The 23,999-nt window shown below is 65.0% G+C and carries 21 protein-coding genes; 15 read left to right on the plus strand and 6 right to left on the minus strand.

The features are described from left to right. Positions 1-97: 97 nt before the first annotated feature. Together AB7Z56_RS05780 and AB7Z56_RS05785 are read left to right on the plus strand one after the other, a co-directional pair. Entirely contained in the window at positions 98-880 is a 783-nt protein-coding gene (locus AB7Z56_RS05780) for a L,D-transpeptidase (RefSeq protein WP_063986079.1), read from the plus strand. Positions 881-897: 17 nt separating this feature from the next. Then, entirely contained in the window at positions 898-1,551 is a 654-nt protein-coding gene (locus AB7Z56_RS05785) for a DUF2865 domain-containing protein (RefSeq protein ID WP_063980986.1), read from the plus strand. Between the two features lie 222 nt (positions 1,552-1,773). On the opposite strand, the gene AB7Z56_RS05790 is transcribed toward AB7Z56_RS05785, so the two are convergent. Beyond that, positions 1,774-3,867, minus strand: coding sequence for a methyl-accepting chemotaxis protein (locus AB7Z56_RS05790; RefSeq protein WP_063980987.1), 2,094 nt, complete (start codon positions 3,865-3,867; stop codon positions 1,774-1,776). A 272-nt stretch (positions 3,868-4,139) separates the two neighbouring features. On the opposite strand from AB7Z56_RS05790, the gene AB7Z56_RS05795 reads away from it, so the two are divergent. Further along, positions 4,140-4,295 carry a Thivi_2564 family membrane protein gene (locus tag AB7Z56_RS05795; protein WP_011084288.1) on the plus strand — a complete coding sequence of 52 codons (156 nt, stop codon included), beginning with the start codon at positions 4,140-4,142 and terminating at the stop codon, positions 4,293-4,295. Between the two features lie 158 nt (positions 4,296-4,453). Here AB7Z56_RS05795 and AB7Z56_RS05800 read toward each other — a convergent pair whose 3' ends face one another. From AB7Z56_RS05800 to cysD, 3 genes are all read right to left on the minus strand, one after another. Next, positions 4,454-6,619 (minus strand): malate synthase G, encoded by a 2,166-nt coding sequence (locus AB7Z56_RS05800; RefSeq protein WP_063980988.1) that lies wholly within the window; start codon positions 6,617-6,619, stop codon positions 4,454-4,456. A gap of 414 nt (positions 6,620-7,033) precedes the next feature. Further along, complete coding sequence (gene cysC / locus AB7Z56_RS05805) at positions 7,034-8,950, minus strand: adenylyl-sulfate kinase (protein WP_063980989.1); 1,917 nt, start codon at positions 8,948-8,950, stop codon at positions 7,034-7,036. A gap of 20 nt (positions 8,951-8,970) precedes the next feature. Beyond that, complete coding sequence (gene cysD / locus AB7Z56_RS05810) at positions 8,971-9,765, minus strand: sulfate adenylyltransferase subunit CysD (protein ID WP_063980990.1); 795 nt, start codon at positions 9,763-9,765, stop codon at positions 8,971-8,973. Positions 9,766-10,001: 236 nt separating this feature from the next. Between cysD and cysG the strand changes: the two genes are divergently transcribed. The 12 genes from cysG to AB7Z56_RS05870 all read left to right on the plus strand — a co-directional run bounded on the left by cysG (position 10,002) and on the right by AB7Z56_RS05870 (position 21,232). Continuing rightward, positions 10,002-11,426, plus strand: coding sequence for a siroheme synthase CysG (gene cysG, locus AB7Z56_RS05815; protein ID WP_063980991.1), 1,425 nt, complete (start codon positions 10,002-10,004; stop codon positions 11,424-11,426). Next, on the plus strand, positions 11,423-11,731 hold the full coding sequence (locus AB7Z56_RS05820) for a DUF2849 domain-containing protein (protein ID WP_071916679.1): 309 nt from the start codon (positions 11,423-11,425) through the stop codon (positions 11,729-11,731). Before cysG ends, AB7Z56_RS05820 begins: the two co-directional genes overlap by 4 nt. 30 nt (positions 11,732-11,761) lie before the next feature. After that, on the plus strand, positions 11,762-13,417 hold the full coding sequence (locus AB7Z56_RS05825) for a nitrite/sulfite reductase (protein ID WP_441256173.1): 1,656 nt from the start codon (positions 11,762-11,764) through the stop codon (positions 13,415-13,417). After that, a complete protein-coding gene (locus tag AB7Z56_RS05830; RefSeq protein ID WP_063980994.1) occupies positions 13,404-13,919 on the plus strand; it encodes a DUF934 domain-containing protein in 516 nt (171 codons plus the stop codon). The genes AB7Z56_RS05825 and AB7Z56_RS05830 overlap by 14 nt, the downstream gene beginning before the upstream one ends. Continuing rightward, complete coding sequence (locus AB7Z56_RS05835) at positions 13,916-14,647, plus strand: phosphoadenylyl-sulfate reductase (protein ID WP_063980995.1); 732 nt, start codon at positions 13,916-13,918, stop codon at positions 14,645-14,647. The genes AB7Z56_RS05830 and AB7Z56_RS05835 overlap by 4 nt, the downstream gene beginning before the upstream one ends. Positions 14,648-14,771: 124 nt before the next feature. Then, positions 14,772-15,773 (plus strand): sulfate ABC transporter substrate-binding protein, encoded by a 1,002-nt coding sequence (locus AB7Z56_RS05840; RefSeq protein WP_028148402.1) that lies wholly within the window; start codon positions 14,772-14,774, stop codon positions 15,771-15,773. A gap of 33 nt (positions 15,774-15,806) precedes the next feature. Beyond that, a complete protein-coding gene (cysT, locus tag AB7Z56_RS05845) occupies positions 15,807-16,643 on the plus strand; it encodes a sulfate ABC transporter permease subunit CysT (protein ID WP_071916676.1) in 837 nt (278 codons plus the stop codon). A 9-nt stretch (positions 16,644-16,652) separates the two neighbouring features. Next, positions 16,653-17,564, plus strand: coding sequence for a sulfate ABC transporter permease subunit CysW (gene cysW, locus AB7Z56_RS05850; protein WP_063980996.1), 912 nt, complete (start codon positions 16,653-16,655; stop codon positions 17,562-17,564). After that, positions 17,554-18,588 carry a sulfate/molybdate ABC transporter ATP-binding protein gene (locus AB7Z56_RS05855; protein ID WP_063980997.1) on the plus strand — a complete coding sequence of 345 codons (1,035 nt, stop codon included), beginning with the start codon at positions 17,554-17,556 and terminating at the stop codon, positions 18,586-18,588. The genes cysW and AB7Z56_RS05855 overlap by 11 nt, the downstream gene beginning before the upstream one ends. A gap of 96 nt (positions 18,589-18,684) precedes the next feature. Further along, positions 18,685-19,188: a CAP domain-containing protein gene (locus tag AB7Z56_RS05860; RefSeq protein WP_063980998.1), complete on the plus strand. Its 504-nt coding sequence runs from the start codon at positions 18,685-18,687 to the stop codon at positions 19,186-19,188. Between the two features lie 78 nt (positions 19,189-19,266). Continuing rightward, positions 19,267-20,442, plus strand: coding sequence for a DUF3734 domain-containing protein (locus tag AB7Z56_RS05865; RefSeq protein ID WP_063980999.1), 1,176 nt, complete (start codon positions 19,267-19,269; stop codon positions 20,440-20,442). 1 nt (position 20,443) lies between these two features. Then, a complete protein-coding gene (locus tag AB7Z56_RS05870) occupies positions 20,444-21,232 on the plus strand; it encodes a 3-hydroxybutyrate dehydrogenase (RefSeq protein ID WP_028157423.1) in 789 nt (262 codons plus the stop codon). A 163-nt stretch (positions 21,233-21,395) separates the two neighbouring features. Here the strand turns inward: AB7Z56_RS05870 and AB7Z56_RS05875 are convergent, their stop codons facing one another. Continuing rightward, positions 21,396-22,220, minus strand: coding sequence for a sulfite exporter TauE/SafE family protein (locus AB7Z56_RS05875; RefSeq protein ID WP_283017999.1), 825 nt, complete (start codon positions 22,218-22,220; stop codon positions 21,396-21,398). A gap of 190 nt (positions 22,221-22,410) precedes the next feature. After that, entirely contained in the window at positions 22,411-23,778 is a 1,368-nt protein-coding gene (locus AB7Z56_RS05880) for a flippase (RefSeq protein WP_428841268.1), read from the minus strand. Positions 23,779-23,999 lie beyond the last annotated feature (221 nt).

Consider the following 23,999-nt stretch of genomic DNA (forward strand, 5'->3'; position numbering starts at 1 on the left):
TGTGACCTCGCCGCCGCAGCGAGCGGTGGAACTTGAGTCGGTCCAGCTGCGTTTGTTGGGAGCCGCATCACCTGATGCACATCCAATGGGGCAGCACATGACAAGGTTCTCTCCAGTCCGTCGCCGCTTCTCGCTGCGCGCCACCACCGCCATTGCCTTCGCGACAGCATTGCTGACCGTGCCCTTCGCGGCACAGGCCCAGACGCTCGGCTACGCGCCGATGCAGCCGCAGGGATATCCGCAGGACCCGAGCTATTCGCGGGGTTATGTCAACGCGGCGCCGCAGGCCGCCGACGAGGATGCCGCGCTGCCCGACCGGCTGCGCAAGCAGATCGTCAGCTTCGACCGGAACGAGCCGGCCGGGACCATCGTCATCGATACCGGCAACACTTACCTCTATTACGTGCTCGGCAATGGCCGCGCGATCCGTTACGGCGTCGGCGTCGGCCGACAAGGTTTCACCTGGGCCGGCGTGCAGAGCGTCAGTCGCAAGGCCGAGTGGCCGGACTGGCATCCGCCGGCCGAGATGATCGCGCGTCAGCCTTATCTGCCGCGCTTCGTCGCCGGCGGTCCCGGCAATCCGCTCGGCGCTCGCGCGATGTATCTCGGCTCGAGCGAATACCGCATCCATGGCACGAACGATCCCACCACGATCGGCAAGTTCGTGTCCTCCGGTTGCATTCGCATGACCAACGAGGACGTCACGGACCTGTTCAGCCGCGTCAATGTCGGCGCCAAGGTGGTGGTGCTGCCGAAGAACGCGCCGCTGATGGCCAAGGGATACGACAAGGGCGGCGACCCCGTACGCAAGCGCCCGCCGGTGACGACGCTGCCTTCGGGACGGCAGGCGCTGAACATCACGACGTCGGCAGTGAACTGAGAGTTGAGCGAGGTCATATGAAGAGACGTTCGATCGGCAAACTGGCCGGTGGCGCGGCGGCGTGCTTCGCCGTCGCCTCGCTCGGCCTCGCGTTGACGCCGTCGGCGCATGCGGAAGACTTCTTCTCGGCGCTGTTCGGCGGCTTCCGCGCGCGCTCCGCGCCGGAGATCCGCATGCCGTTCCCGACCGATGACATGCCGCGCTACGACACGCCGCGCCAGCGGGCCTCTTATGGCGGCGGCATCGCCTATTGCGTGCGCGGTTGCGATGGCCGCTACTTCCCGGCGCAAGGAAACGACGCCGAAAGCAAGGCGAAATCCTGCAAGAGCTTCTGCCCGACGTCCGAAACCTCGCTGGTCTATGGCAGCAACATCGACGACGCCACGACGGACAAGGGAAAATCCTATTCCGACCTGCCCAACGCGTTCCGCTTCCGCAACGAGATCGTCGCGGGCTGCACGTGCAACGGCAAGGATCCGGTCGGACTTGCCCAGGTCAAGGTCGAGGACGATCCGACCTTGCGCAAGGGTGACATCGTCGCGGGCAGCGATGGCCTGGTGGTCGCCAACCGCAACGCCAACGACCGCCGTGGCGTCGCGATGAATTTTTCGCCGCTGCCGGAGTCGGTGCGCGCCAGGTTCCGCCAGGTGCCGGTGGTCGCGAAGGAGTAGGGGCGGTGCGGCCTCAAGTGGGTTGCGGCGCTAGCGCCTCGATCTCCACTGTCGTCCCGGACAAGCGGAGCGCAGATCCGGGATCCATAACTACAGGAAGCGGTTTGACGAAGGCACGTGGTTAGCAGCTCGCGCGACAACTTCTCCCTGTGGTTATGGGTCCCGGCGTTCGCCGGGACGACACTGAAGGTGTAGCGGCAGCTTTCTATCCAATCCGCAGTCCTACGCCGCGCGGATTTTCCCCAGGAAGTCGCTGACCTGCTGGCCGAGCTGGCGGCTCTGGGTTTCCAGCGTTTCCGAGGCCTGCTTGACGTTGTCCGCCGCACCGGCGGCAGCATCCGCGTCGGCCTTCACGCCGGTGATGTTGTCCGACACGTTCCTGGTGCCCTGCGCCGCAAATTGCGTGCTGCGCGTGATCTCCTGGGTCGCCGCGCCCTGCTCCTGTACGGCGGCGGCGATCGCGGTGGCGACCTCGTTCACTTCGCCGATGATGCCACCGATGGTCTGGATCGCGTTGATGGCGTCGCTCGCCACCCTCTGGATGTCGGCGATCTGCCCGGAGATTTCCTCGGTGGCTTTGGCGGTCTGGCTCGCCAGCGATTTCACCTCGGAGGCCACGACCGCGAAACCGCGCCCGGCTTCGCCCGCACGTGCGGCCTCGATCGTCGCGTTGAGCGCGAGCAGATTGGTCTGCGCCGCGATGGTGTTGATCAGGCCGACGACCTCGCCGATGCGTCCTGCGGACTGCGCCAGCCCTTGCACCGTGCCGTCGGTCTCGCGGGCCTGGTTGACGGCGCGGCTGGCAATGCCCGCGGCGTGCGCCGCCTGCTGGCTGATGTCGTTGATCGAGGCGGAGAGCTCCTCGGCGGCGGCGGCGACGCTGTCGACGCTCATGGAGGCGTCGTTGGAGGCCTTGCCGGCGACCTGGACGCGGTCGTTGGTCTGGCGCGACACCGCGGAGAGATCACCCGAGGTCTTGCGCATCTCGCCGGACGCCTCGCTCAGTTCGCCGAGCGTCTTGCGCACCGCGCCCTCGAACTCGCCGACATAGGTCTCGACGGCGCGCTGGCGCGCGGCCGCGCCGACATTGCGCTCGCGCTCCTGCGCCTCGATCTTGAGCTTCTCGGTCGCCTGCTGCTTGAAGGTTTCCAGCGCGCCGGCAAGCGCGCCGATCTCGTCCTGGCGGTCGAGATAGCCGCTGTCGACGGCGAGGTCGCCGCCGGCGACCTTGAGCATGGCGTCGCGGATGGTGTTGAGGGGATGGATGACGCGGCGGCTGACCAGCATGACCGCGCCGACGGCGAGGCCGATGGCGAGCGCCAGGAGTGCAAGCTGCACGATCAGCGCGCGCTGTGCGGTACTGCGCTGCTCCTGCGTGTAGCTCCGGGCGGCGTCGAGCGCGGCTTCGGCCACCGCGACCGCACTGGCCATACGGCCGACCGTGAGCGGGCTCCACTGGTTGGCCGTCAGCTCGGCCTTCTCACCCTTGACCAGGGTGTCCGCGAGACGGTCGCGCAGGGTGAGATATTGCGGCTCGAAATAAGCGGTCTTGGCCGTGGTCATGGCCGAGGCGAGCGCGGGCGGCAATTGCATGCCCGAGGTCGACAATTCCAGCGCTTTCCACATCGCGGCCGTACCGCCGACAAATTGGGTATAGTTGTAGCGGCCCTCCGGCGAGATCTTGCCGGCCGCAAGTCCGGTCGAGACGATCAGTGAGGCCTCGCCCGCGGTGTTGCGGAGCAGCCAGGCGCTCTGCTTGATCGACAGCAGCTGGTCGATCACGGCATCCTGGTGGTTGACGGTGGCGGCGAGGACGCCCGAGAGCTTGTCGAGCACGTCGAGCAGCCCCTGCGTCGTCTCCATGTATTCCTTGGTCAGGCCGGCGCGGCGCTGGTCCTTCGGTTTGGCAACATCCTCCCAGAACTGCTTCTGCTCTTCGCCCAGCAGCTTGTAGAGCCGCGCGAGCTCAGGCACCAGCGCGCCCGATTGCGGGAAGTCGATGCTCGGCAGCAGCTCGAGCGCGCGGGCCATCGCCGGCATCTGGGCATCGCGCAGCGCGCGCAGATATCTCTCGATCTCGGAGTCCATCGGCTCGGTCGCGTTCAGCAGCCGGGACGTGGTCGAGCGGTCGGTGCGCAGATTGTGCATCGCCTTGAACAGATCGGCGGAGGCGTCGGCGATCTGCGAGATGCGGTTAGCGGTCTTGAGGCGGTCCCAGGAGGCGTAGGCGGTGAGCGAGAGCGCAATCACCACGCAGACCGAGGTGATGGCGATCACCGCCTTCAGCAGCGCGGACACGGTCAGACGATTCAGCATCGAAGCCTCCTAAAATTCCCATTGCAAAGTTCGTCGAGACGCCCCGGCAACATCAAAACGGAGGGGCAGGCAGATCGGCAATCGCATGCCGTTTGCGGCGCATCACCCAAACGGTTTCTGCATCTGAAACGAAAAGGGTAAAGTTTTAGGCAGGCCGGCTGATCGTAGAAGTACGTATTTACTAGAAGTTGCAGTGGGTTGCCGTGATGGAACCTGCGCTGGAGATAGGCGTTAGAACACCGTAGCAATTTGCCTGAAGGGGGGTCCTTGCGATGCTGGTCGGCGTACTCGTCACCTTTCTCGTCGTCATTCTCGTGCTCTATCTCATCAACATGCTGCCCATGGACGGTCGCGCCAAGCAAATCGCGCGTGTGGTCGTCATCATCATCGGCGTCGTGTCGCTGCTGAAATATCTGACGGTGTTTTAGCGGGGTAGGGCGTGTAGCCCGGATGGAGCGCAGCGAAATCCGGGGGCCTGCCCCAAGCAACGCCGGTCCCGGATTGCGCTTCGCTCCATCCGGGCTACGGCCCGAAAACAAAAAAGCCCCGGCGCGAGCCGGGGCTTTGGTGTTTGAATGACCGGGCTCTAGCCCGCAGCCTTGGCCTCGCGGCGGCGGGCGGTGAGGATGTACTCGGTGTAGCCGTTCGGCTGCTCGCGCCCCTTGAAGATCAGGTCGCAGGCCGCCTTGAACGCGACACCGTCGAAGGCGGGCGCCATCGGCTTGTAGATCGCATCGCCGGCGTTCTGCTTGTCGACCACGACGGCCATGCGCTTGAGCGATTCCATCACCTGCGCCTCGGTGATCACGCCCTGATGCAGCCAGTTGGCGAGATGCTGGCTGGAGATGCGCAAGGTGGCGCGGTCTTCCATCAGGCCGACATCGTGGATATCAGGCACCTTGGAGCAGCCGACGCCCTGGTCGATCCAGCGCACGACATAGCCGAGGATGCCCTGGCAGTTGTTGTCGATCTCCTGCTTGACGTCGTCGGGCGCCCAGTTCGACTTCGACACCGGAATGGTGAGGATGTCGGACAGCTTCGCGCGCGGACCGCCCTTGGTCAGCTCCTGCTGACGCGCGGTGACGTTGACCTGGTGATAGTGCAGGGCGTGCAGCGTTGCCGCCGTCGGCGAGGGCACCCAGGCGGTGGTGGCGCCGGCCTGCGGATGCGCCAGCTTCTGTTGCAGCATGTCCGCCATCTTGTCGGGCGCGGCCCACATGCCCTTGCCGATCTGGGCATGGCCGGGCAGGCCGTCGATCAGGCCCATGTCGACGTTCCAGTCCTCATAGGCCTTGATCCAGGCCTGCGCCTTCATCTCGTTCTTGCGGATCATCGGACCCGCTTCCATCGAGGTGTGGATCTCGTCGCCGGTGCGGTCGAGGAAGCCGGTGTTGATGAACATGATGCGCTTGGAGGCGCGTTGGATGCAGGCCTTGAGGTTGACGGTGGTGCGCCGCTCCTCGTCCATGATGCCGACCTTGAGCGTGTTCTCGGGCAGCGACAGCATCTTCTCGACGCGGTCAAAAATCTCGCAGGTCAGCGACACCTCATCCGGGCCGTGCATCTTCGGCTTGACGATATAGGCAGATCCGGTGCGGCTGTTCTTGACCTTGGAGTTGCCCTTGATGTCGTGAATCGCAAGAAGCCCCGAGACGGCGGCGTCGAGCAGGCCTTCCGGAATTTCCTCGTCCTTCTCGTCCAGCACCGCGTCGGTGAACATGTGGTGACCGCAATTGCGCATCAGCAGCAGGCTGCGGCCATGCAGCTTCACTTCGCCCTTGCCGTCCGGCGTCTTGTAGCTGCGGTCACTGTTGAGCGAACGGGTCAGCGTCTTGCCGCCCTTCTCGAAATCGGCCGAGAGCGTGCCGTTCATCAGGCCAAGCGTGTTGCGATAGACCAGCACCTTGTCCTCGGCATCGACCGCGGCGACCGAGTCTTCCATGTCGAGGATGGTCGAGACCGCGGACTCCATGATCATATCGGCGACGCCGGCGGGATCGTCCTTGCCGATCACGCTGCTGCGGTCGATCTTGACCTCGACGTGCAGGCCGTTGTTGGCGAGCAGCACCGCGGACGGCGCGGCGGCATCACCCTGGAAGCCCGCGAATTGCGCGGCGTTCTTCAGCGCGGTGGCATTGCCGCTCTTCAGCTTCACCGCGAGCTGGCCCGCGACGACGCTATAGGCGGTGACGTCGGTGTGGCTGCCGGTCGCCAGCGGCACGGCGGCATCGAGGAACGCCTTGGCCTTGGCGATCACCTTGTCGCCGCGCGCCTTGTTGTAACCTTTGCCGCTCTCGGCAGCGTCGTGCGGGATCGCGTCGGTGCCGTAGAAGGCGTCATAGAGCGAGCCCCAGCGCGCGTTCGCCGCGTTCAGCGCATAGCGTGCGTTGGTGAGAGGCACGACGAGCTGCGGGCCGCAGATCTTGCCGATTTCTTCATCGACATTGGCGGTCTCGACCTTCTGCGTCGCCGGCTCCGGGACGAGATAGCCGATCTCCTTCAGGAACGCGGTATAGGCATCGAGGTCGAACGCCTTGCCCTTGTTGGCGCGGTGCCAGTCGTCGATCTTGGCCTGCAGCGTGTCGCGCACCGCCAGCAGCGCGCGGTTCTTCGGCCCCAGATCCTTGATGATGGCGGCGACCCCGGCCCAGAACGCATCCGGCGCGATCCCCGTTTTCGGGGCCGCTTCCTTGGCGATGAAGTCAAACAGGACGGGAGCGATCTTCAATCCGTGGGCGTCGACGCGTTTCATGATGGGCTTTCTTGTTGGAAATGGCTGTTTTTTGGCTGCTTTTGACCCGCCAGCAGCAAAATGCGCCCATAAGGGGCAGCTTTCAGGGCCTATTAGCCCCAAAATCGGGGCCGTGAGAAGGCCTCCAAAAGTTGTCAAAATGTCAAGGCGAGGTGTGGGTCTGGCTCGTTTTACAAACGCTTCAGCCCGGCTTAGCGCCACGCGCACAGATGCGCTCCCTCCCCCCTTGCGGGGGAGGGCGGGGGAGAGGGGTAGCCCAGGAAAAGGTGTGCCTGAATTCGACGGAGCGGAGTGCTCGCGCTGATGGAGAGAGTCCCCGTGTGGACCCCTCTCCCTAGCCCTTCCCCGCAAGGGGGGAGGGAACGCAGTAGAGCGTGGGGACAGAGCGCGGCGTCTCTCGTGGAGAGCGCGCGCTCAAATATTCGCGGCGAGGTCCACGAGCTCGTCGAACAGCACGCCGGTGGTCTTCAGCATCCGTTCGATCTCGTCCGCGGCGTCGGCAACCGTGCGGGCCGACGTGTCGATCACGAGCTCGGCAGCCTCGGGTCGCTCGTAGTCGTTGCCGATGCCGGTGAACGACGCCAGCGCGCCGGCGCGGGCCTTCTTGTAATGGCCCTTGGGATCGCGATCCTCGCAGACCTCTGCCGGCGTCGCGACATGGATCTCGCGGAACGCGGTGTCGGCGATGCGGCGCGCGGTGGCGCGGTCCTCGCGTGCCGGCGAGACGGCGGCGACGATCGCGATGTGGCCGTTGCGGGCGAGATGGGTCGCGACTTCGGCGAGGCGGCGGATGTTCTCGCTGCGGTCGGCGGCGGAGAATCCGAGATCGTTGTTGAGCCCGGCGCGCAGCGTGTCGCCGTCGAGCAGGATCGGCGAGCCGCCATTGGTGAACAGCCGACGTTCCAGCGCCTTCGCCAGCGTCGACTTGCCGGACGCCGGCAGGCCGGTGAGCCAGACCACGGCGCCGTTGTGGCGGTAGCGCGCGGAGCGTTCGTCGGGCCGCAGCGCCGATTCCACCGGCACGATGTCGACCGGCACGGCGCGCTGGCCGGCATCGACCGACAGCACGAGACCACCGCCGGCGATGCGCCCCGAGACTTCGATCACGAGACGGCCGGTGCGCGGATTCTCGGTGTAGGGATCGGCGGCAATTGGGCTCGAAAGAGAAATGTCGATCTCGCCGACATGGTTGCGGCCGATCGCCTTGTTCTCGACGCTCGACAGCTCGCCGGGATCGACCGCCTTCTCGATGGCGACGACGGTGGCGCGGCTTTCCTTCGGGCCGCAGCGGACCAGCAGCTGGTCGCCCTTGGCGAGCGGCTTGTCGTGCAGCCAGAAGATGCGCGCGCGCAGACGGCGCGTCTCGCGCGGTGCGGAGCCGACATGCGCGACGATGTCGCCGCGCTCGATGAACAATTCGCGGTCGAGCGTGATGCCGACCGAGCGCCCCGCGCCCTGCCGTCCGGCGACCGGCGTTACCGGCCAGCTTTCGACCGTCTTGATCCTGGCGATCTTGCCGGCCGGCATGATCACGATCTCGTCGCCGGCAATGAGACTGCCGGATTCGATGCGGCCCGCCACGATGCGGCGGTCGTCGAACTTGTAGATCGCCTGCACCGGCAGGCGCAGGGCGAGGGCTTCCAGCGGACGCGCCGGCTCGAGCTGGTCCAGCGCCTCGACCACGGTCGGACCCTTGTACCAGCCGATGCGGTCGGTGCGCTCCGCGACGCCGTCGCCATCGCGGGCCGAGATCGGGATCACCGCCGTCGGCGTCACGCCGAGGCCGTTGAGATGCGCCGAAATCTCGTCGCTGATTTCTTTGAAGCGCTCGGCGCTGAAATCGACGCGGTCCATCTTGTTGACGACGATCGCGACCTGCTTCACGCCGAGCAGGTGCAGCAGATAGCCGTGCCGCCGGGTCTGGTCACGCACGCCTTCGAGCGCGTCGATGATCAGCACCGCGCCGTCCGCCTGCGACGCACCGGTGATCATGTTGCGCAGGAATTCGGCATGGCCGGGCGCGTCGATCAGCACGATGTCGCGCGAATTGGTGCGGAAGCGGATCTGCGTGGTGTCGATGGTGATACCCTGATCGCGCTCGGTCTGGAGCGCGTCGAGCAGGAACGACCATTCGAACGGCATGCCGCGCCGCGCGCTGACGGCTTTCAGCATCTCGAGCTTGCCGTCGGGCAGGCTGCCGGTCTCGTGCAGCAGGCGCCCGACCAGCGTCGACTTGCCGTGGTCGACATGGCCGACGATCACGATACGGACCTGCGGACGCGTGGTGCCGTTCGGAGTGGCGGGCGAAGCGGGGGTGACGATCATGTTCATAGCCGCGTTGCGTCCTTGAATCAGAGATAGCCGGCGACGCGCAGACGCTCGAAGGCGTCCTCGGTCTCGTGGTCGAGCGCACGGCCGGCGCGCTCCGGCACCTTGGTCTGCTCGAGCTCGACCAGGATCTCGTCGATGGTCGACGCGGTCGACGCGACCGGATTGGTGATGTCCTGATCGCCCAGCGAGCGATAGCGCTTGCCGTCCTTGGCGAGATACAGCGGGATGATCGGAATGTTCTCGCGCTTGGTGTAGGCCCAGATGTCGGCCTCGGTCCAATGCAGGATCGGATGGATGCGCAAATGCGCGCCTTGCGGCGGCGAGGCGTTGAAATGGTCCCAGAACTCCGGCGGCTGATCGCGCACGTCCCAATTGCCTTCGAGCCCGCGCGGCGAGAACACGCGCTCCTTGGCGCGCGTCGCCTCTTCGTCGCGGCGGATGCCGGCGATCAGGCCGTCAAAGCCGAATTTGGCGAGCGCCATCTTCAGACCTTCGGTCTTGCGCGCAGCGGAACGGGCCGCCGGCGGCAGCGTTGGGTCGACGGCATCGATCGGCGGGCAGGGTTCGACGCGCAGGTCGAGCTCCCACTCTTTCCCGTAGTGATCGCGGAAGCGATACATCTCCGGAAACTTCTTGCCGGTATCGACGTGGAGGGCCGGGAACGGCAGCCGGCCGAAGAACGCCTTGCGCGCCAGCCAGATCATGACGTTGGAGTCCTTGCCGAGCGACCACAGCAGGGCGATCTTCTTCAGGCGGCCGAAGGCCTCGCGGAAAATGTAGATGCTCTGCGCCTCAAGCTGGTCCAAATGGTCCATGCTGGGGGCGGTCAGCCCGACGGGAATTTGCTCGGAAACGGGAGCCCGGAAGTCCCGTCCATCTGCACCGGAATCGGTCCTGAGAAGATGCATCTCTGCCACTTTGCGTTTGGAGGCGAATTTTCTATAGTTGCGGTGCAGAAGAGAAGAAAAAATTTTCTCTTTGCGCGCTCGAAACGACACATATATAGAAAATAATTCCAGTCAACCCCGGATGTGGGGGAAGCGAGTATCGCATGCGGTTCTTGCCGGTGTTCCTCGATCTCAAGGCCGGTCCGGTGGTCCTCATCGGCGCGGGTGAGCTTTTGCGCGCTAAGCTGCGCGTGCTCGCCGCTGCCGGTGCGCGCATCCGCGTGCATGCGATCGACGGCAATCAGGACCTGAGCCTCAGCTCCGAAGACGCGGCGCGGATTGAAATCGCGACTGGCGATCCGCTCACCGCCGATCTCTCGGGCGTCATTGCCATCGTTTGCGCCGGCGCGGGCGATGTCGGCGTTGCCATGTCGGTCCGCGCCAAGGCGCTCGGCCTGCCCGTCAACGTCATGGACGATCTCGAACATTCCAGCTTCATCTTCCCGGCGATCGTCGATCGCGGCGATGTCGTAGTCGCGGTCGGCACCGGCGGCACCTCGCCGGTGGTGGCGCGGCGCGTGCGCGAGAAGATCGAGGCGCTGCTGCCGGCCCGCATCGGCGAGCTTGCCGAGTTCATCGGCGGCTTCCGCAAATCCATCAACGAGCGCATCGCCGAGTTTCCGCTGCGCCGCCGCTTCTGGGAGCGCGTCATCGACGGTCCGATCGGCGCGTCTGTGCTCGCGGGCCGCAAGGGCGAGGCCGACGCCGCGATCAGGGCGATCTCCGATCCGTCCGCATTCGCGCGTGCCGACAAGCCGGAAGGCTCGGTCGCGCTGGTCGGCGCCGGGCCCGGCGATCCTGATCTTCTCACCATCAAGGCGCTGCGCGCGCTCCAGGATGCCGACATCGTCTTTCATGACGAACTGGTCTCGGGCGAAATTCTCGACCGCATCCGCCGCGACACCACGCGCGTTCCGGTCGGCCGGCGCGTCGGCAAGCCCGGCATCGGCCAGGACGCCATCAACAAGCGCATGATCGAGGCCGCGCAATCCGGCCAGCGCGTGGTGCGGCTGAAGGGCGGCGACCCCTTGGTGTTCGGCCGCGGCGGCGAAGAGGTCGAAGCGCTGCGCGCGGCCGGCGTCGCCTATTCGATCATTCCCGGCATCACGGCAGGGCTCGGCGGCGCCTCCGATTTCGAGGTGCCACTCACCTATCGTCATGAGGCGACCCGCATCACCTTCCTCACCGCGCACAAGGCGCGCGATGCCGAGAACGTGGACTGGTCGACGCTGACCGACACCAAAATGACCGTCGTGGTCTACATGGGCATGACCGCGGCCCCGGCGATCCGCGAAGGCTTGTTCGCGGCCGGCCGTTCGCCGGAGACGCCGGTCGGCGTATTCTCCCGCGTCACGCGGCCGGATGCACAAGGCGCGATCGGCACGCTGCGCGACCTGCCCGAGCTCGTGCGGCGGACCCATGGCGGTCCCGCCATCCTCATCATCGGCGACGTGGTCCGGCATGCCGGCTCGCTTCGCCGCGAAACACCCAAACAAATCATCTCTGACCTCCTGGATGCTGCCGAATGACCTCTCCCTTGCAAAAGAAACTTAAAATCAGCGATTCCTCCGTCGTGACCGCTAACCGTACCTGGGATGGCGTCGTCGTCTACCGCACCGCTGCCAAGGGCTGGTCGGCTGACCTCGCAGACGCCGCGATCGTGCGAAACTCCGATGAGGCGAAAGCGTTGCTCGCCGAGGCCGTGGCCGATGACGTCGGCGCGATTGGTCCCTATATCGCTCCGGTCCAGATCGGCGAGGACGGCAAGATCGTGCCCGGAAATCTGCGCGAGCAGATCCGCCGCGATGGCGTGACCATCGACTTGCCGGTTTAATCGCAGGTCGGGCTGTAAGGCACTTTAATCATGTACGCTTACGACGAAATCGATCGCACGCTGGTCAACGAGCGCGTCTCGGAATTCCGCGACCAGGTGCAACGCCGTCTCTCGGGCGAGTTGACCGAGGACGAATTCAAGATGCTGCGCTTGCAGAACGGCGTCTATCTGCAACTGCACGCCTACATGTTCCGCGTCGCGATTCCCTACGGAACGCTGGCGTCGAACCAGTTGCGGCAGCTTGCCCATGTCGCGCGCAAATATGACCGCGGCTACGGCCATTTCACCACGCGCCAGAACATCCAGTTCAACTGGATCAAGCTTTCGGACCTGCCGGATGCGCTGGCCGATCTCGCCGAGGTCGGCATCCACGCGATGCAGACCTCCGGCAACAACATGCGCAACGTCACCTCGGATCAGTGGGCCGGCGTCGCGCCGGGCGAGATCGAGGATCCCCGCATCTGGTCGGAGCTGATCCGCCAGCACACTACGCTGCATCCGGAGTTCTCGTTCCTGCCGCGCAAGTTCAAGATCGCGATCACCGCTTCGGATCACGACCGCGCTGCGATCAAGGTCCACGACATCGGCCTGCGGCTGATCAAGAACGAGAAGGGCGAAACCGGCTTCGAGGTGCTGGTCGGCGGCGGTCTCGGCCGCACGCCGTTCATCGGCAAGACCATCAAGCACTTCGTCCACGGCCGCGATCTCCTGAGCTATATCGAGGCGATCCTGCGCGTCTACAACCAGTACGGCCGCCGCGACAATATCTACAAGGCGCGCATCAAGATCCTGGTGCACGAGCTCGGCATCGAGAAGTTCTCCCGCGAGGTCGAGGAGGAGTGGCAGCATATCCGCAACTCCTCGCTTCAGATCGACGACGAGGTGATCGAGGACATCCGCTCGCGCTTCATCTATCCGGCTTACGAGAAGCTGCCGCACATGCCGGACGAGCTGCGCCAGGCAGCGGCCGATCCCGATTTCGAGGCGTGGCGCAAGAACTCGGTCGCCGCGCACAAGAACCCGGGCTACTCCATCGTCACGATCTCGCTGAAGCCGATCGGCGCGCCTCCGGGCGATGCCACGGCCGAGCAGATAAATGCGCTGGCCGATCTCGCCGACAAATATTCCTTCGGCGAGATCCGCGTCGGTCATGAGCAGAATTTGGCGCTGCCGCATGTTGCCAAGCGCGACCTGCCGGCGCTGTGGAAGGCGCTCGACAAGCTTGGGCTGGCGACGCCGAACGTCAACCTGATCACCGACATCATCGCCTGCCCGGGGCTCGACTATTGCTCGTTGGCCAATGCGCGCTCGATCCCGATCGCGCAGGAGCTGACGCGGCGCTTTGCCAACCATGAGCTCGCCAATCTGATCGGGCGGCTGCATATCAACATCTCCGGCTGCATCAATGCCTGCGGCCATCATCATGTCGGTCATATCGGCATTCTCGGTGTCGAGAAGAACGGCGAGGAGGTCTACCAGATCACCATCGGCGGCCGTGCCGACGAGAGCGCCGCGCTTGGCAATCTGATCGGCCCCGGCGTCAAGTTTGACGAGGTCGCTGACGTCGTCGAGGACATCGTGGAAGCCTATCTGGCGCTGCGCGAGCGGCCCGAGGAGCTGTTCGTCGACACGGTGAAGCGCCTCGGCGTCGAACCCTTCAAGGAGCGCGTCTATGCCACTCGTTAACGGCGGAAAAATCGCCGACGACAGCTTCGTCAAGCTTGCCGTCGACACGCCGCTGCCCGAGGGCGGCGACATCCTGGTGCCGGCCGAGCGCTTCCTCAGCGATGCGGACGCGCTGCTCAAGCGCGGCGGCAAGGTCGGCGTGATCTGGCCGAACAATCGCGATATCGCCGAGCTCGTGCCCTATCTCGGCAAGATCGCCGTCGTCGCATTGGTGTTCCCGAGCTTCCGCGATGGCCGCGCCTACAGCCAGGCGCGCCTGCTGCGCGAGCGCTATAATTATCGCGGCGATTTGCGTGCCACCGGCCAGGTGCTGCGCGATCAGTTCGTGTTCATGCTGCGTGCCGGCTTCGATTCCTTCGAGGTCAAGAAGCAGGCCGACGCGGAAGCCTTCATGCAGACCGCGAAGCGCTATTCGGTGTTCTATCAGCCGACCGGCGACGGCCGCATCACCGCGCTGCACCGGCGGATGCAGCTGCGTCACTCCGAAGGTGTCGGCACGTGAACGCAATCGCGCCCCAGGTCGCTTCGGTGTCCGCGTCCGCGCTGCCCTCGGCGGAGGAGCTCGATCGCGCGTTGCGCGATGCCTCGCCTGCGGAAGTCATTGCCGCGGCGTTGAAGGCGGTTGGGCGCGAGAAGCTTGCGCTGGTGTCGTCCTTCGGCACGGAATCGGCGACGCTGCTGAAGGTCATGGCCGACGTCGATCCGGCGATCCCCGTGATCTTCCTCGACACCGGCTGGCTGTTCGAGGAGACGCTGGCCTATCGCGACACGCTGATCGCGGAACTCGGCTTGAAGGACGTCCGCTCGATCAAGCCTGTCGAGGAGACGCTGTCGCGCGAAGATCCCGACCGCGACCTCTGGTTCTCCGATCCAGACGCCTGCTGCCGCATCCGCAAGGTCGAGCCGCTGGCGCGTGCACTGAAGCCGTTCGATGCGTGGCTCAATGGCCGCAAGCGCTTTCAGGGCAATGCGCGCACCGACATTCCGGTGGTCGAGGATGATGGCGCGCGGTTGAAGTTCAACCCCTTTGCCAATGTCTCGCGCGAGGAACTCGAAGCCATCTTCGTCCGCGCCAAATTGCCGCGTCATCCGTTGGTGGAGTCCGGTTTCCTGTCGGTTGGGTGTATGCCTTGCACCAGCAGAACGGCCGAGGGCGAGGATGCACGCGCCGGTCGCTGGCGCGGCCGAGCCAAGACAGAATGCGGCATCCACACGATGAAGACTTCGTAGCACAGTCGAGCTGTCCGGCTACGAACAAGAAAATCCGGTTCCGTTGACTTGAGAGCGTTTCGCCCCGAGTTATGCCCGCGTGCCATCGATGACGATGACGTCGTCGAGGTAAATGGAGATGGACATGATGCGCCGTATCGTTCCGCTCGCGGCAGGGCTGCTCTTGACTGGATTGTTGGCAAGCTCGGCTCTCGCCGCTGACATCAATCTCTTGAACGTGTCGTACGATCCGACGCGTGAGCTCTATGCCGAGTTCAACAAGGCGTTCGCGAATGCCTATCAAAAGGAAACCGGCAAGAGCGTCGAGATCAAGCAGTCGCATGGCGGCAGCGGCTCGCAGGCGCGTGCCGTGATCGACGGATTGCAGGCCGATGTGGTGACGCTCGCGCTCGCCTATGACATCGACGCCGTCGCGAACAAGGGCCTCACCGCGACCGACTGGCAGAAGCGTTTGCCGCAGAATTCATCGCCCTATACCTCGACCATCGTGTTTCTGGTGCGCAAGGGCAATCCGAAGGGCATCAAGGACTGGGACGATCTGCTCAAGACCGGTGTCTCGGTGATCACGCCGAACCCGAAGACCTCCGGCGGGGCGCGCTGGAATTATCTCGCCGCCTGGGGCTTTGCCCAAAAGAAATACGGCTCGGCCGACAAGGCCAAGGACTTCATCGGAAAGCTCTACCAGCAGGTGCCGGTGCTCGATACCGGTGCGCGCGGCGCCACCGTGACCTTCGTCGAGCGCGGCGTCGGCGACGTGCTGCTGGCCTGGGAGAACGAGGCCTATCTCGCCCTGAAGGAGTTTGGTGCGCAGAAGTTCGAGATCGTGGCGCCGCCGCAATCGATCCTCGCCGAGCCGCCGGTCGCGATCGTCGACAAGGTTGCCGATAAAAAAGGCACCCGCAACGCGGCCGATGCCTACCTCCAGTATTGGTATACCAAGGAAGGTCAAGAAATCGCCGCGCGCAATTTCTACCGTCCGCGCGACGCCGAGATCGCCAAGAAGTACGAAAACTCCTTCGCCAAGGTCGAACTGTTCACGATCGACGACGTTTTCGGCGGCTGGACCAAGGCGCAGAAGGAACATTTTGCCGACGGCGGCGTCTTTGATCAGATCTACAAGAACTGATCGGGCGCCGTCTTAGGAGTAGCAGGGGGCCTGGTGAGCGCAGTTGCAGCACGACGACGGACATTGCCGGGCTTCGGTCTCACGATGGGACTGACGCTTTCCTGGCTCTCCATCATCATTCTGATTCCGCTGGCCGGGCTGTTCCTGAAATCGCTGGAGCTGAGCCCCGAGCAATTCTGGAACATCCTGTCCAGCCGCCGCACCCTCAACGCCTTGCGCGTCTCCTTCGGCCTCGCCTTTGCGGCGGCCTGCGTCAATCTCGTCATGGGCAGCATCATCGTCTGGGCGCTGGTGCGTTACCGCTTCCCCGGGCGCCGGCTGTTCGACGCCATCGTCGACGTGCCGTTCGCGCTGCCGACGGCGGTCGCCGGCGTGGCGCTGACGGCGCTGTTTGCCGAGACGGGCTGGCTGGGTGCGCCGCTCGCAGCGCTCGGTATCAAGGTGGCATTCACGCCGATCGGCATCTTCGTCGCCATGATCTTCATCGGCATCCCCTTCGTGGTGCGCACCGTGCAGCCGGTGCTCCAGGACCTCGACCCCGAGATCGAGGAGGCCGCCGGCAGCCTCGGCGCCAGCCGCTGGCAGACCATCATCCGCGTGATCCTGCCCTCGCTCGGACCGGCGCTGCTCACCGGCCTCGCGCTCGCCTTCGCCCGCGCGGTCGGCGAATACGGCTCGGTGATCTTCATCGCCGGCAATCTGCCTAATGTCTCCGAGATCGCGCCGCTCCTGATCGTGATCCGGCTGTCCGAATTCCGCTATGCCGACGCGACCGCTATCGCGGTGGTCATGCTCGTCGTCTCCTTCGTCATCATCTTCGCCGTCAACCGGCTCCAGCGCTGGGCGCAGAGCCGGATCCCGGCGCGCTGAGGGCAGATCATGACGATGCAGATCGCAGATTCCGTCTCGCTGCCTTCGACCGATGCGCGCGCGCGTGCCCACGCGGCCGCCGCCCGGGACAGCCTCCGCACCGAGCCGCCCGCAATACGTATCGCCATCATTGCGCTGGCGGTGGTCTTCCTCAGCGTCTTCGTCGTGCTGCCGCTGGTTCTGGTGTTCGCGCAGGCCTTTTCGAGAGGCGTTCTCGCTTATCTGTCCGCGCTCGCCGAGCCGGAGGCGCTGGCTGCGATCAAGCTGACGCTGCTGGTCGCGGCGATCTCGGTCGGCCTCAATCTCGTATTCGGCCTCGTCGCGGCATGGGCCATCGCCAAGTTCGAGTTTAGCGGCAAGACCTTCCTGATCACGCTGATCGACCTGCCGTTCTCGGTGAGCCCGGTGATCTCGGGCCTCGTCTTCGTGCTGCTGTTCGGCGCGCAGGGATATTTCGGCAGCTGGCTTAGGGATCACGATATCCAGATCCTGTTCGCGGTGCCCGGCATCGCGCTCGCCACCACCTTCGTGACCTTCCCGTTCGTGGCGCGCGCGCTGATCCCCCTGATGCAGGAGCAGGGCACGCAGGAGGAGGAGGCCGCGATCTCGCTCGGCGCCTCCGGCCTGCAGACCTTCTTCCGCGTCACCCTGCCCAACATCAAATGGGGCGTGCTCTACGGCGTCCTGCTCTGCAACGCGCGCGCGATGGGCGAATTCGGCGCCGTGTCGGTGGTATCCGGACACATCCGCGGCGAGACCAACACCATGCCGCTGCTGGTCGAGATTCTCTACAACGAGTACCAGTTCGTCGCTGCGTTTGCGATCGCCTCGCTGCTGGCGATGCTGGCCCTGATCACGTTGATCGCCAAGACCGTTCTCGAACGTCACCTCGACGAAGGACACGACGCAAGTGACCATTGAAGTCAGGAATCTCGTCAAGCAGTTCGGCAGCTTCAAAGCCCTCGACGGCGTCGATCTCAAGGTCGACAATGGCGAGCTGCTGGCGCTGCTCGGTCCGTCCGGTTCCGGCAAGACCACGCTGCTGCGCATCATCGCCGGCCTCGACTGGCCCGATTCCGGCGAGGTTTCCTTCAATGGCGAGGATGCGCTGGCGCGGGGCGCGCGCGAACGGAACGTCGGCTTCGTGTTCCAGCACTACGCGCTGTTCCGCCACATGACGGTGTTCGAGAACGTCGCCTTCGGCCTGCGCGTGCAGCCGCGCGCCAGCCGTAAGGACGAGTCCACCATTCGTGCGCGCGTCAAGGAGCTGCTCGATCTCGTGCAGCTCGACTGGCTCGCCGACCGCTATCCGAGCCAGCTCTCCGGCGGCCAGCGCCAGCGCATCGCACTCGCCCGCGCGCTCGCGATCGAGCCGCGCATCCTCCTGCTCGACGAGCCCTTCGGCGCGCTCGATGCCAAGGTGCGCAAGGAGCTGCGCCGATGGCTGCGCTCGCTGCACCAGGAGATCAACGTCACCTCGATCTTCGTCACCCACGACCAGGAGGAGGCGCTCGAAGTCGCCAACCGCGTCGTGGTGATGGACAAGGGTAGGATCGAGCAGATCGGCTCGCCCGACGACGTCTATGAAAGCCCGGCGACCGCCTTCGTCCACGGCTTCATCGGCGAATCCATCGAGCTGCCGGTCCAGGTCGAAGGCGGCGTCATCAGGCTCGGCGACCGCCCACTCAATCTTGCAGCAGACGGCTTGGTGTCTGGCGCGTCAAAACTGTTCGTGCGGCGACATGATATGCTGGTCGGCCCGCCCGGAAGCGGTGCCTTCGAGGGCGCTGTGCAGCACGTCCGGAATTTCGGCCCCGTGCAGCGGGCCGAGGTGGCGCTATCCGGCGGCGAGACCATCGAGATCGACGCCCCCCGCGACAGGGAACTGCGCGCCGGCGACACGATCGGCCTCGAACCGCGCCGCTACCGGATATTTGCGGGCTAGTAGGCGCCTCGGCCGAAAGCTCAAATCTTCCTCAATATTCACCTTTCAGCCACGGTTGGTATGCAACAACGGCCCCTCATTTGGGGGCCCCTGAACATGCGCGCTGCGGCCGCAATACTCATCACTTTGCTTCTCGCCGGCTGCGCCGGCAACGAAGCACCGGTCCAGCAGCCGTCGATGTATGCCGACATGTCGGTCCCGGGCACCAAGCTCGATGCGCAGGCGGCAGCGATCATGATCTCGCAATACCGCCAGAACAACGCCCTCGGCACCGTCGTGATCGACCCCGATCTGATGCGGCTCGCCGAATCCCAGTCCCAGGCCATGGCGGCGGCCAACAAGATGGACCATGATGTCCGCGCCCCGCTGGCCAAGCGCCTCAGCGCGGGCGGCTATCCGGCGACGGTGGCGGTCGAGAACGTTTCGGCGGGCTATCATACGCTGGCGGAAGCGTTTTCCGGCTGGCGCGACTCGCCTCCGCACCGGGCCAACATGCTCAAGAGCGGTGTCACAAAACTGGGCATCGCGGCGGGCTATGCTCCCGGCACCAAATACAAGGTGTTCTGGACCATGATCCTGGCCTCGACCGACCCCCGATAAGCCAGACTTGATCCCGGGATGCATTGACGCCGCGGCGGACTGTCGCCACGGTGGCTCGCCTTTTGCTATTGTTCCCAGATGACAGATCATAGCCCGGAAGTCGCAACAGTCCCCGCGAAGGCGCAGCGCGTCCTGGTCCTCCAGGGCGGTGGGGCGCTCGGCTCCTATCAGGCCGGCGCCTACCAGTCGCTGTGCCATTTCGACTTCGAGCCGGAATGGGTCGCCGGCATCTCGATCGGCGCGGTCAACGCCGCCATCATCGCCGGCAACGAGGGACAGACCCGCGTCAAGCGGCTCAAGGAATTCTGGGAGATGGTGTCGGCGCCGGTGCCGTGGAAGCCGATCGGCAAGAGCGATCACAGCCGCGAGCTGTTCAATTCGACCAGTGCCGCATTGATCGCGACCTTCGGCGTGCCCGGTTTCTTCACGCCGCGCATTCCGCCCGCGCCGCTCTGGCCGCCCGGCACCAAGCAGGCCGAGAGTTATTACGACACCGCGCCGCTGAAGAAGACGCTGGAGCGCCTGGTCGATTTTGATCGCATCAACGATCTGAAGACGCGCCTGTCGGTCGGCGCCGTCGGCGTCACCTCGGGCAACTTCAAATATTTCGACAATTACGAGTTCAAGAAGCTCGGCAAGACCATCGGCCCCGAGCACATCATGGCCTCCGGCGCGCTGCCGCCGGGATTTCCGTCCGTCGTGATCGAAGGCGAGCACTATTGGGACGGCGGCATCGCCTCCAACACGCCGCTCGACTACGTGCTCGATGCCGAGGTCGCTCGCGACATGCTGATCTTCCAGGTCGATCTGTTCAGCGCCCGCGGCGATCTGCCGAATTCGCTGCTCGAGGCGACCGAGCGCGAGAAGGACATCCGCTTCTCCAGCCGCACGCGGATGAACACCGACAAGAACAAGCAGATCCACAACGCCCGCCGGGCCGTGCGCGATCTGATTTCCAAATTGCCCGATTATCTGAAGAATGATCCTTCCGTGGAATTCCTCGCGAAGGTATCGCGCGAAAGCACCGTCACCGTGGTGCATCTGATCTATCGCAGCAAGAACTACGAATCCTCGTCGAAGGATTACGACTTCTCGCATGTCGCCATGGTCGAGCACTGGGAAGCCGGCGTGCGCGACGTGCATCTGTCGATGCGCCACAAGGACTGGCTCGAGCGGCCGCAGTCCGGCGAGACCATGGTGACCTACGATCTCACGGGGGACGTCACCGCGCCCCCGCCAAAAAGGAGCGAATAACATGGGTAGTCTGTCAGGCAAGAACGCCGTCGTGACCGGTTCGACCAGCGGCATCGGGCTCGCCTATGCGCGCGCCTTCGCCGCCGCCGGCGCCAATGTCGTCATCAACGGCTTCGGCTCGCCGGAGGACATCGAGAAGGAACGCGCCAAGATCGAGTCCGACTTCGGCGTGAAGGCGGTGTATTCGCCGGCCGACATGACCAAGCCCGCCGAGATCGCCGGGATGATCGCGCTCGGCGAGAAGTCGTTCGGCTCGGTCGACATCCTCGTCAACAATGCCGGCATCCAGTTCGTCTCGCCGATCGAGGAATTCCCGGTTGAGAAATGGGACCAGATCATCGCGATCAACCTGTCCTCGGCTTTCCATGCCATCCGCGCGGCGGTGCCCGGCATGAAGAAGAAGGGCTGGGGCCGTATCATCAACACGGCGTCGGCGCACTCGCTGGTCGCCTCGCCCTTCAAGTCCGCCTATGTGTCGGCCAAGCACGGCATCGCCGGCCTGACCAAGACCGTGGCGCTCGAGGTCGCGACCCACAAGATCACCTGCAACTGCATCAGCCCCGGCTATGTCTGGACGCCGCTGGTGGAGAAGCAGATCCCCGACACGATGAAGGCGCGCAACCTCACGCGCGAGCAGGTCATCAACGACGTGCTGCTCGACGCGCAGCCGACCAAGGAGTTCGTCACCTCCGAGCAGGTCGCAGCCCTCGCGCTGTTCCTGTGCGGCGACGATGCCGCGCAGATCACCGGCACCAACCTGTCGATCGACGGCGGCTGGACGGCGGAGTAAGGCTCCAGCCGTAGGGTGGGCAAAGGCGCGTCAGCGCCGTGCCCACCATCCTCCCGCGATTGAGGAGAAACGGTGGGCACGCTTCGCTTTGCCCACCCTACGATCCCGCCCTTGGTCGTCGCCCGGTCAAGCCGGGCGATGACAGCTAGGGCGGGTGGTTGGCCTAATGCGTCCAGGCCAGCGCCGTCACGATCGCGGACGACAGGTTCAGCTCCGCGAACATGATCTTGCTGGCGACCACGAACAGCACGCAGGCAAGCGTCAGGCGCAGCACCGTCTCGGGGACGCGCGTCGCACTGAGACTGCCGACGATGATGCCGGGCAGCGAGCCCAGCAGCAGCACGCCCATCAGGGCCCAATCCACATCGCCGAGCGCCCAATGTCCGGCCCCGGCAACCAGCGTCAGCGGCACCGCATGCGCGATGTCCGAGCCGACGATGGTCGCCATCGGCAGGCGCGGATAGAGCAGCAGCAGCACGGTGACGCCGACCGCGCCGGCACCGACCGACGAGATCGACACCAGCACGCCGAGCACGATGCCGGTGACGACGGTCGCGATCGCCGTGGTACGATCGTCGACACGTTCCAGCCGGCCGCGATAGCGCTCCATGAGGGCCTTGCGGAAGATCAGCGATGTCGCGGTCAGCAGCAATGCAAAGCACAGCACCAGATTGACCAGGCTGCGCTCGGAATCGCTCCTGAGGTCGAGCTTCCACAGCACGAGCAGCGTCAGCGCGCTCGCCGGGATGCTGCCGCAGGCGAGCCGCAGCACGGCGGGCCAGTGCACGCTCCGCGACCAGCCATGCACCACGCTGCCGCCGGTCTTGGTGGCGGCGGCATAGAGCAGGTCGGTGCCGACGGCGGTGGAGGGGTGGATGCCGAACAGCAGGATCAGCAGCGGCGTCATCAGCGAGCCGCCACCCACGCCGGTCATCCCGACAAGCAGGCCGACGCCAAATCCGGAGGCGACATAGAGCGGATCAATCATGTCTGGGGAATCTTAGGTTTATCTCGTCGGTTGAGCAATATGACGTAGAATAAAATTTCCCTGAAACGCAATCGCTTCGGTTGAATAAGAAAAATCTTGCGACAGACGGTGGGCGGGGAGGGGGTTTCAGTCGCCGCCGCGCAAGGCGCGAAACAGCCATTCTCCAGGCCGGCAACCCGGGTGGCAGCGCCTATTTGCCAAACGCCAGCACGTGCAGGCCGAGCCGCTGGCGCACGATCCAGAACAGCAGCACCGTCTCGAATGTCAGCGAGATCGAGGTCGCGGCCGCGGCGCCGTGACCGCCGAAGCGTGGCACCAGCGCGATGCAGAGCACGAGGTTCATCACGAACGCCAGCGCATAGGCCAGCGCACAGATCTTCTGCTGGCCGAGCATGTTGAGCAGGCGCTCGACCGGTCCAATCGCGGCGCGCACCACGAGGCCGATCGCGGCGACGAACATGATGTCGTAGCCGACCGTGAATTGCGGGCCGAACAGCCAGAGCAGCGGCTTGCCGAGCGCAAGCAGCACGATGGTCGCTGCCAGCGACGGCCAGAACGTCCAGTTGATGGCATGCGCGACATAGGCCGACAGGCGCGCCTTGTCGCCGAGCGCGTTGTATTCGGCGAAGCGGTGCGCTGTGGTCGCCGACATCGCGTAGTGGATGAACGAGACCAGGGCGAGCGTCTTCACCACCGCGAAATAGACACCGACCTCGTCCGATGGGCGGAACTGCTGAAGCACCAGCACGTCGGTATAGGACAGCAGCAGGTAGAAGCTCTCGACCAGCAGGATCGGCAGCGAGACGGCGAGCCAGCCGCCGATGTCGTAGGTCTTGGGGCCCGGCTCGATGTGATCGGCGAGCTTGCGGTTCAGCACCACCATCTGCCCGGTCATCGCGATCCACACCGCGCCGGCGCTCGCGACCATCGCGGCGACCGCGCCGAGATGATAGCCGAGCAGGAAGGCAGCGGCCGTGATGCCGATGATCAGCGCCTGGCGGATGATGAATTGCGGCATCAGACCGAGCTGCATCCAGTCATGCGAGCGCGCGATGCCGTCCTGGGTGTTGGCGACGACGAAGGCGGGCAGCGTCATGCAGCCGATATAGAGCGGCAGCACCTCGGCCGGATCGATCCAGGGCGAGAGCAGCTTGACGATTCCGGCGAGCCCCAGCGACACCAGCGTGGACGCGGCAAAGGTCAGCCAGCGGCTGCCGGAGAGAAAGCCGCGCAGCAGCGCATGCTCGCCGCTGGTGCGATATTCGGGAATGATCTTTTGCGCGGAGGCCGAGATGCCGAAGTCCATCATGCTGCCGAGCAGCAACACCCAGGTCCAGACATAGACATAGATGCCGTAGTCGGACGTCCCCATCCAGCGCGCGAGCAGAACTTGCGAGAAATAGGCGAGGCCCGCGCTGATCACCCGGATGATGAAGATGGTGCCGGCCAACCGCCGCGTCAGCGACGCTTCGTTCGACCCGCCCATCAGCTTCGCGCGCAGCCGCGCGATGAGGCCGGCAGGTCCGGTCGTTGCGGGTTCTGCATCCATCACGGCCAATTCGAGATCCCCAGGGCGTCCGTATCAGGCGTCCCGCATGCTGCGGCAGGCCTGATGCGGTAGCCCTTGGGGATTAGCAACCATTCGTTAAGATTGGGTTGGGTGAGGCATGCTGCCGCTCCAGCCACCAGCGACGTCCCCGCCTAGTGCGCAATTGCGCACGGGGGGCGGGGACCCATAACCCCAGGGAGAAATTGTTGCGCTGGCTGGTAACTCCGAGT

Origin of the sequence: Bradyrhizobium sp. 482_C4_N1_8 (assembly GCF_052075965.1) — a bacterium.
Taxonomy (GTDB): Bacteria; Pseudomonadota; Alphaproteobacteria; order Rhizobiales; family Xanthobacteraceae; genus Bradyrhizobium; species Bradyrhizobium barranii.